Below are 7,477 nucleotides of genomic sequence, written 5' to 3' on the forward strand. Positions count from 1 at the left end.
CAATTCGTTTCGGTTATATATACTTCTTTTATCATTCTTTTATTAAACCTACTTTTCGCTTCCATTCTTCAAAAAATGGAGGATTCGTCAACATTAGCTCACCTTGATTATCCAAAAAAACCTGAACAGTTTCCCCAGTACAGGCAATTTCATTTTTGGCATCAAATATCCTATATCTAAAAATCATTTTTGCCGCTGGAGTATCAACAATAGTGGTTTCAATGCGAATCACATCGCCATAACGCAACGATAATTTATGCTCACAAGTCGATTTCACAATGGGAGTAGTATAACCACGATCAGCAATATCCAAATAGGAAATTCCATGATAACGGCCAAAAGCTTCTCTTCCATCTTCAAAATAGGTAATATAATAGCCGTGCCACACTATTCCGAGTGGGTCAGTTTCGTTGAATCGCACTCGAATCTCTTCTGAAACGGTCAAATCGGTTGCCTCTTTATACAGCTCTTTTCTTCTTATCATACAGCAATGCTAATGTTGTGGTAACTACGAAAAATAAAAATAATAAAAATAATTCTGGAACCAAATCCAAAAATGTTCCGTTGCGCAAAAGTACATCATAAAATGCTTCCAGTCCCCAATTCATTGGTGAGGATTGCGCAATGACTTGCATAATTTTTGGCATAGCAAATACAGGAACCCAAACGCCACCAATGGCCGCCAAAATAATCACTGCCGTAGCACCAAAAGGAGCCGATTGTTCTTGGGTTTTGGCAATGGTTCCCAATAAAATACCGAAACCTATCGCCGCTAAACCAGAAAACAAAGCAACAATACTCATCAAAATAAGATTTCCTTCTACATTAAGCGCAGGTAACCCTAAATGTGGAAACAAAAATATGGCAACAGCAATCATCATGTAAAACTGAATTTGGCAAATGATTAAATACATCACTGTTTTACCTGCCAAAACAATTAAATTGGAAACAGGATTGGTGCGCAATCGAACAAAAGTTCCTTGCGTTTTCTCTTTCACCATGTTGATTGACAAAGGAATTACAATAAAAAAAATGGCAAAAAGAGTCCAAGCCGGAACATTGTGCTGCACTGAATTTGGTGTAATGTCTTTATTATTGATTTTAGGGACAATCTCTTTGAATGTGATAAAGCTTTTTTGTTCAAATTTGGCATCATCCTCCCCTAATTGGTCTTGAAAAGTAGTGTAAATGGATTTGGTCTCTATTTGGGAAATCATTTTATCAATTCCATTCATCACTCCACTTTTAAAACTCAGCTGCACGGCAGGGTCGAAATAGAGTTTGACTTCTTTTTGGTCAACCAATTTAGCATTTGATTTTGTTGCCGAAGAATCTGCAAAGCCCAGACTGCTGACAATTTTTTGGACATTTTGGTCAATCTTGGCTTGCAAATCGGTACTTAAATGCGACGGAATAATAATTGCCAATTGGTATTTCCCTTTGAAAACAGCTTCTTTGGCAACAGTCTCCGTAATTGGCTTATTGTCTATAGTGGTAACAACACTAAAAACGTTACTTTTTTGCAAATTATCAAATATCGTTTTAGAGACATTTCCTTTGTCATAATCGACCAAAAGAATAGGGATTTTGACATTATTATCTTTTTTGTAACTGCTGTCCTGAATAAGCGTTACCGTTATAATCAACACCAATGGCATCAAAAACAGCGTCACTACGCCACCCATATCCCTTTTTAGCAACAGGAATTCTTTATAAACAGACATCCAAAGTTTATATAACATCTCTCAATTCTTTTCCGGTTAATGAAATAAAAACATCTTCCAGATTTCTGGCATTTACAGTGGCTTCAATTAAATTCTTTGGAGTTCCTTCGGCATGAATGATTCCTCCATCGATGATGGCAATATCGGTGCAAAAATCCTGAGCCTCCGATAAATGATGCGAAGTATAAATAATCGTAGTTCCTGTTTTGTTGAGTTCCTTAAGATACCCAATAATTACATTTTTAGAATGCACATCAACACCTACAGTTGGTTCGTCAAGGAAAAGTATTTTGGGATTATGCAGAATTCCGGCAATCAAATTGACACGGCGTTTCATTCCACCCGAAAAAGTCTCTATTCGTTTGTCAGCAAATTTCAGTAATCCCAAAAAATCAAGGCTGTCAATCACTTTTTCTTTAAGGTCATTCCCTTTTAAACCGTACATACTACCAAAATAAAGCAAATTTTCTCTAGCTGTTAAAGTTGGATACAAAGCGTATTCCTGGGGTACGACACCAATTATTTTTTTGATTTCATTTGCATTTTTAGCGTAAACCAAATTATCAATTGTAAAAGAACCTGAAGTAGGTTTTATCAACCCACAAAGTATTGATATCAAAGTAGTTTTCCCAGCACCGTTTGGCCCCAGTAGACCAAAAATTTGTCCTTCTTTTATATTTAAAGAAAAATCATTCAAAGAATACATTTCGGCATCTTTGTATATTTTAGAGAGATTTGATATTTTAATAATGGATTTCAAAATGACAGTATTTTTTTAGCTTATTGCTTTTTTCAACTTCTTAAAAAATACTTCTTCTTTATCGGCAATGGCTAAAAGCTCGTCTGAAAGCGTATTGTAAACATCTACTTTGGTACTTCTGTTTTTATAAACACGAGAAGCTTCAACCGCAAAATCTCTCCATAAATCACCAATAGCCGTCATTTCCAGCGATAAGGTCTTTAGTTCATCATTTCCTAACACAACTGCCGCTTCCTGTAAAAAAGCCGCGTATATAAATCGGAAACCACCTCCACCAGTACCTATTTCTTCTTGCATTCTGACTACTTGAGCCAAATAATGATTGGCTTTTTTAGTTCCTTCTTTCACAGGCCATTTTTTAATCAGCTTGGCAACAAGTCGAATTCCACGAACACCTATTATTGGCATTGGTGCCAACATATCACGACAGGTATTTTTAATCCCTTTGATAATCGCTCCCTTCAAATCTACATTGGCAGGAACCTGAATCGGATAATATATTTGACCTCTGGGAGCAAAAGCACCTTTGGCAAAACGAACTTTATTTAATTCAGCATGAGTCAGCGTCGTTACGTTTTCCATAACGGGATCACTGATTAAATAATCCGTTTCAGTTTTTCCATAAACCACCAAGTTGTGGGCATTGAAATGAAAACGATATTCGTCAGGAAAATACGTTAAGTTATACACTCCCACTTGTAATCCGGAAGGAATATTATTTTTTAAATTTTCGTCCAAAGCTTTAATAGCATTGGCTTCACTGGAGAATTTCTGTCTTTTAATTTTTAAACCTAAACGTTTGGCAGCTTTATTAAAAATTTGTCCTGGCATCGGTCTGTAACTGATGGCTGGCGCATAATTCACTTTTAAAAAAGGCAAATAAACAAAGAAAAGCCCGGAACCAATTCCGAAAATCATTGGTTCACTAATATTCAATCCATTATGTTTTAACAAATTGGAAGCAACTCCATTCTCACAATGAGCCGATTGATGATGTATAAAATTTGTTTCCATTAATTTGTTTTAAAATTTTTCAATTCTTCTATAGTAATATTGAATGATTCCGCATATTTTTTTAAAATGGAATCGCTTAATCCTGCAAAAACTTTGGGTTTGAAGTGTCTTTTTACACGCCATTGCCACATCCCGACATAGCTCGAAAGTACCCCAATATCCATTCTGCAAAACTCCATATAATAACAAATGGGACTAACCTCATTATTCTCAACTTGTGCTTTTGCGATAGCAATTCGTTCACTAATTTCTTCAATAGAATTTGATAACGCAATAGTTTTGGGTTCCCAACCAGTGCTCAAAGCAGTGGTGTAATTGCCTTTTTCGTCTGTGGCATAAACCAACTCCTTCATGTTTTTATTGGAAAGATTGCCTTTGTCTTGAGGAACTTCTTCTTTTTTCATACTATTACTATGATTTATTTTCTTGAATAAATAGTGTAATCTCACCTTCTAAAAGCAATTCATCACCTCTAAAAGTTTGACATTTCATGGTACACAAACTATATGAATCTGTAATGAATTTGGATACTAACAAAGCTTTTGTATATATAACATTCCCAACTTCTGGCAGAGCATGAATTTTTAACGTTTTGATACCGCTAATAAAACCAACAACATCCACACCCTCCTTGTCATTATAATTTTCATCGATAAAATAATCTTTGGCAACTACAGATGAACACGTTTGAGCCATGTTTTCCACTAAGCCTGATTCTGTAAAAAAACCATTTTCCAGAAAAATATTGCCTAGTTTAATTTCAAAAACGGTTTCCACTTGTTCGTCATCCATTTCCAAAATCAAATCCACCATCAGCATCGGAGCACGATGTGGCAGATACTTTTTTATATCAACTGGATTTGAGGTTTCTTTTTTATTCACGGTGTTCTAAGTTATTTAGCCAAAACAGTCTTCATTTGACCTTTTGCTATTTCAACATCGTTTAATTTTGTTACAACATCAACCAAAGTAATTCCTCCAAATTCCTGTAGTATCGAAACTGTTGTTCTTATTTCGTCATGAAGCTTGGGCAATTTATGTATTACAATATCTTTTACGGATCCAATATAACCTGTAGGGGCTTGTTCATTTCTCAAATAAAACTGATATCCAGTATGCAATGCCACAGATTGTGCCATGTGTTCTATTATTCCTGACTCAAGAAAATTATCTTTTTCCAAGAAAATAGCATTGCTTTGTATTGTAAATCCTGAAATCAATTCTGTTTCAGAATAAGAATACAATTTATCCACCATTACAAATGGGAATCTTTGAGGAATTAAAGTTTCGACAAAATCTTTACCTCCTATTGGATTTTCAGCCACTGCCATTAACAAACCGTTAAATAAGCATAGGCATAAGAAAAACGACCGCTTTCTGGAACAGATAAAAGTATTTTATTTCCTTTTTCCAATTTTCCGGAACCCATTAATTCTTCTAAAGCCAAATAAATTGAAGCTGCACCAACATTCCCTACATAAGCCAAATTCATAAACCATTTTTCCATTGGTATAACCATACCTCTTTCTGCCAATGCTTTACTCAATCCATCCACAAAATAATGGGAAGAAACGTGTGGCAGGAAGAAATCAATTTCATCTGCCGAAATGTTGTTTTTGGACAAAGCCTCTCCCATACTCTGAGAACCTTTAACCAAAATAAATTCGTCCAATAATTTAACATCCTGTTTGAAAGCAAACAAAGATTCATTCAACCATTGATCTGGACTGTAATCGTTCCAAGGCTTTATTTCTCCGTTTTCCATTTTATCTCCACCAGCATACATACACGTTTCCAGCTCGTATGCGTATGAGAAAGCTTCCATCCATTCAATTTTTAAAGAGATTGCACCATTTGGTTTATTTTCTAATAAAAAAGCTCCAGCCCCATCAGACAACATCCAACGCAAAAAATCTTTTTTGAAAGCCAGAATCGGTTGTTCTTCAAGGTTCTTTAAATTGACAACTTCATTTTCAAATTTATTAGCCAACATCCAAGTGGATAATTTTTCGGAACCAGCACAAACTGCATTTTTAGTATTACCGGATTTTATAGAAAGATAACCAAATTTCAAAGCATTCATCCCTGCGCAACATACTCCTGATGAAGAATTTAATTCTAACGATTTATTCTTCAATAATCCATGTACCATTGATGCATGAGAAGGCACTAGAACATCTGGAGTAGTTGTGCCACAAGACAATAATTCCATGTCTTGGGCTTTGAAATTTTCATCAAATAATCCCTGAATGGCATTATTCGTCAATTCAGCATTATTATGAGTACTTTTTCCGTTTTTGTCCAAAGCGTAATACCTACTAACAATCTTATTATTTCTTAATATCAGTCTTCTGGCTTTGGATGCGGTTTCATTTATCAAACCCAAATAATCTTCCATTTCATCATTAGAAATAGCTTCATTTGGTAAACATTTGGCCGCTTTTGTAATATATACATCAAACATAATAATCTAATTTACTCCTTTATAATATTCTAATTCTTTCCTTATTTTTTGAACCTTTAACGGATAAGTAAGAAGGTGCAATATATAAACTATTGGTGAGATTAACCAGATAGCCAATAACAAATACACTTTAAAAACCTTTATCCAAAACTTTCTGGATTCTCCTTTATTTATAATCAAATTGGACCATTTTGTAAAAATCTTATTGGCTGTTCTATCGACTGTAACTAAATACGAACTAATTTTAACCGCTTCAATTTCAACTAATTTAGATTGTAAATTACCCCAATTATTTTCTTTTAAGCCAGAAAGAATTACTTCACCAAATTTTGTGGACTCATTAATATCCTTATCCGAAACTCCTGGCAATGGAAAGATTCCAAGATATCTTTTCTTTACTCCTGAAAACATCCATTCTACGATTGTAATAACGCTTATTAAGTTCCCTACTCTATCAACTAAAGCAATATTTCCTTTCAATAACGCATTGTTCTGCTTCAATAACACTTTCACTTTTTCTTGCGCCATTACCCACATATTTCTGGAACCGTTTATGGTCACAACAGGAGTGTTACTCAATAGTATTTTTGCTTCAGGGCTTTTCAAAAAAGAATTTATGGGAATCGAAGGAGTTAAGTACCAGACCTGATAATTCAAAAGAATCAAATCAAATTTGGTATTCATTATTTCTTCTGAAACAGGCTTCAACGCTGTTGGAATTTGCAAAAAAGATTCTGGAAAAGCTCCAAAAAACGCCTCATTATTCCATGGAAATGGAAATGGCTTTTCTAACTGAATTTCATGAAATAAAACATTTACAGTATCTGAATTCAAAAGTGGTTTTGCAATATTTCTAGCAATTGATTCGAGCTGTCCGGATTGTGAATAATAGATTACAAGAACGTTTTTCATTTGGGTTCGTTTTATAAAAACGAAAATAACTCAAAATTTATAATTAATCCTAATTACTATTTTATTTCTTTCGTAGCAAAAAAACACATTGAATTAGAAATAAGAAAAAATAAAAACTAAAAAACTAAATATTAACTAATTACACCCAAATTACCAAATTCATAAAAAAATGGAATTCATCTTTTTTCCATTCACAATTTAGAAAGCAAGAAAATTGGTTTATGGAATACTTTTCGTTAAAAACAGAAGTCTGCACCACAAAAAAAACGTGGTTTAAAATTATTGATTATCCTATTTTATTCCAGAAATCAAAATAATTAAACCATTGCAATGGGTATTTTTTCACCATCATTTCAACGCTTTGGGCATATTCTTTCAACAACCCTTTTTCGTCACGATGCTTTACGGTAGCTTCTCTGGTATAAAGGTGGTAATGTAAATTGGGTTCTTTCATTACATAAACAAAAACCACTGGAACTTTTAAACGAGAAGATATAAGAAATGGTCCGGCTGGAAAAAGAGCTTCTTCCCCCAGTAATTCTTCACTTAACGATTTTACTCCTTCAAAATACCTGTCTCCAGTGAAACAAACCAGTTCATTTC

At 34.2% G+C, this 7,477-nt stretch carries 9 protein-coding genes and 1 pseudogene; all 10 read right to left on the bottom strand.

What is annotated here, in order from left to right; translation table 11 throughout:
* Window positions 1–31 precede the first annotated feature (31 nt).
* Window positions 32–484: an acyl-CoA thioesterase gene (locus tag VFS71_RS13350; protein WP_326401807.1), complete on the bottom strand. Its 453-nt coding sequence runs from the start codon at window positions 482–484 to the stop codon at window positions 32–34.
* Complete coding sequence (locus VFS71_RS13355; RefSeq protein WP_326401808.1) at window positions 459–1,742, bottom strand: ABC transporter permease; 1,284 nt, start codon at window positions 1,740–1,742, stop codon at window positions 459–461. The genes VFS71_RS13350 and VFS71_RS13355 overlap by 26 nt, the downstream gene beginning before the upstream one ends.
* Window positions 1,732–2,430: an ABC transporter ATP-binding protein gene (locus VFS71_RS13360; RefSeq protein WP_326401816.1), complete on the bottom strand. Its 699-nt coding sequence runs from the start codon at window positions 2,428–2,430 to the stop codon at window positions 1,732–1,734. Before VFS71_RS13360 ends, VFS71_RS13355 begins: the two co-directional genes overlap by 11 nt.
* Window positions 2,431–2,499: 69 nt before the next feature.
* Complete coding sequence (locus VFS71_RS13365) at window positions 2,500–3,498, bottom strand: BtrH N-terminal domain-containing protein (RefSeq protein WP_326401809.1); 999 nt, start codon at window positions 3,496–3,498, stop codon at window positions 2,500–2,502.
* On the bottom strand, window positions 3,498–3,902 hold the full coding sequence (locus VFS71_RS13370; protein WP_326401810.1) for a hypothetical protein: 405 nt from the start codon (window positions 3,900–3,902) through the stop codon (window positions 3,498–3,500). Before VFS71_RS13370 ends, VFS71_RS13365 begins: the two co-directional genes overlap by 1 nt.
* A 7-nt stretch (window positions 3,903–3,909) precedes the next feature.
* Complete coding sequence (locus tag VFS71_RS13375; protein WP_326401811.1) at window positions 3,910–4,380, bottom strand: ABC transporter permease; 471 nt, start codon at window positions 4,378–4,380, stop codon at window positions 3,910–3,912.
* An 11-nt stretch (window positions 4,381–4,391) separates the two neighbouring features.
* Window positions 4,392–4,829: a hypothetical protein gene (locus tag VFS71_RS13380; protein ID WP_326401813.1), complete on the bottom strand. Its 438-nt coding sequence runs from the start codon at window positions 4,827–4,829 to the stop codon at window positions 4,392–4,394.
* Window positions 4,829–5,962 (bottom strand): beta-ketoacyl-ACP synthase III, encoded by a 1,134-nt coding sequence (locus VFS71_RS13385; RefSeq protein WP_326401814.1) that lies wholly within the window; start codon window positions 5,960–5,962, stop codon window positions 4,829–4,831. The genes VFS71_RS13380 and VFS71_RS13385 overlap by 1 nt, the downstream gene beginning before the upstream one ends.
* Window positions 5,963–5,968: 6 nt before the next feature.
* Window positions 5,969–6,874: a dialkylrecorsinol condensing enzyme DarA gene (locus VFS71_RS13390; protein WP_326401815.1), complete on the bottom strand. Its 906-nt coding sequence runs from the start codon at window positions 6,872–6,874 to the stop codon at window positions 5,969–5,971.
* A gap of 286 nt (window positions 6,875–7,160) precedes the next feature.
* Window positions 7,161–7,477, bottom strand: a pseudogene (locus VFS71_RS13395) (lipid A biosynthesis acyltransferase); the annotation flags it as partial.

This window comes from Flavobacterium sp., assembly GCF_035760125.1.
Taxonomy (GTDB): Bacteria; Bacteroidota; Bacteroidia; order Flavobacteriales; family Flavobacteriaceae; genus Flavobacterium.

What these genes read in the sequence shown, in the direction of transcription:
- VFS71_RS13385 (WP_326401814.1), bottom strand. Translation starts at nt 5,962, where the DNA reads ATGTTTGATGTATATATTACAAAAGCGGCCAAATGTTTACCAAATGAA.
- VFS71_RS13360 (WP_326401816.1), bottom strand. Translation starts at nt 2,430, where the DNA reads ATGTATTCTTTGAATGATTTTTCTTTAAATATAAAAGAAGGACAAATT.
- VFS71_RS13390 (WP_326401815.1), bottom strand. Translation starts at nt 6,874, where the DNA reads ATGAAAAACGTTCTTGTAATCTATTATTCACAATCCGGACAGCTCGAA.
- VFS71_RS13365 (WP_326401809.1), bottom strand. Translation starts at nt 3,498, where the DNA reads ATGGAAACAAATTTTATACATCATCAATCGGCTCATTGTGAGAATGGA.
- VFS71_RS13350 (WP_326401807.1), bottom strand. Translation starts at nt 484, where the DNA reads ATGATAAGAAGAAAAGAGCTGTATAAAGAGGCAACCGATTTGACCGTT.
- VFS71_RS13355 (WP_326401808.1), bottom strand. Translation starts at nt 1,742, where the DNA reads ATGTTATATAAACTTTGGATGTCTGTTTATAAAGAATTCCTGTTGCTA.
- VFS71_RS13370 (WP_326401810.1), bottom strand. Translation starts at nt 3,902, where the DNA reads ATGAAAAAAGAAGAAGTTCCTCAAGACAAAGGCAATCTTTCCAATAAA.
- VFS71_RS13380 (WP_326401813.1), bottom strand. Translation starts at nt 4,829, where the DNA reads ATGGCAGTGGCTGAAAATCCAATAGGAGGTAAAGATTTTGTCGAAACT.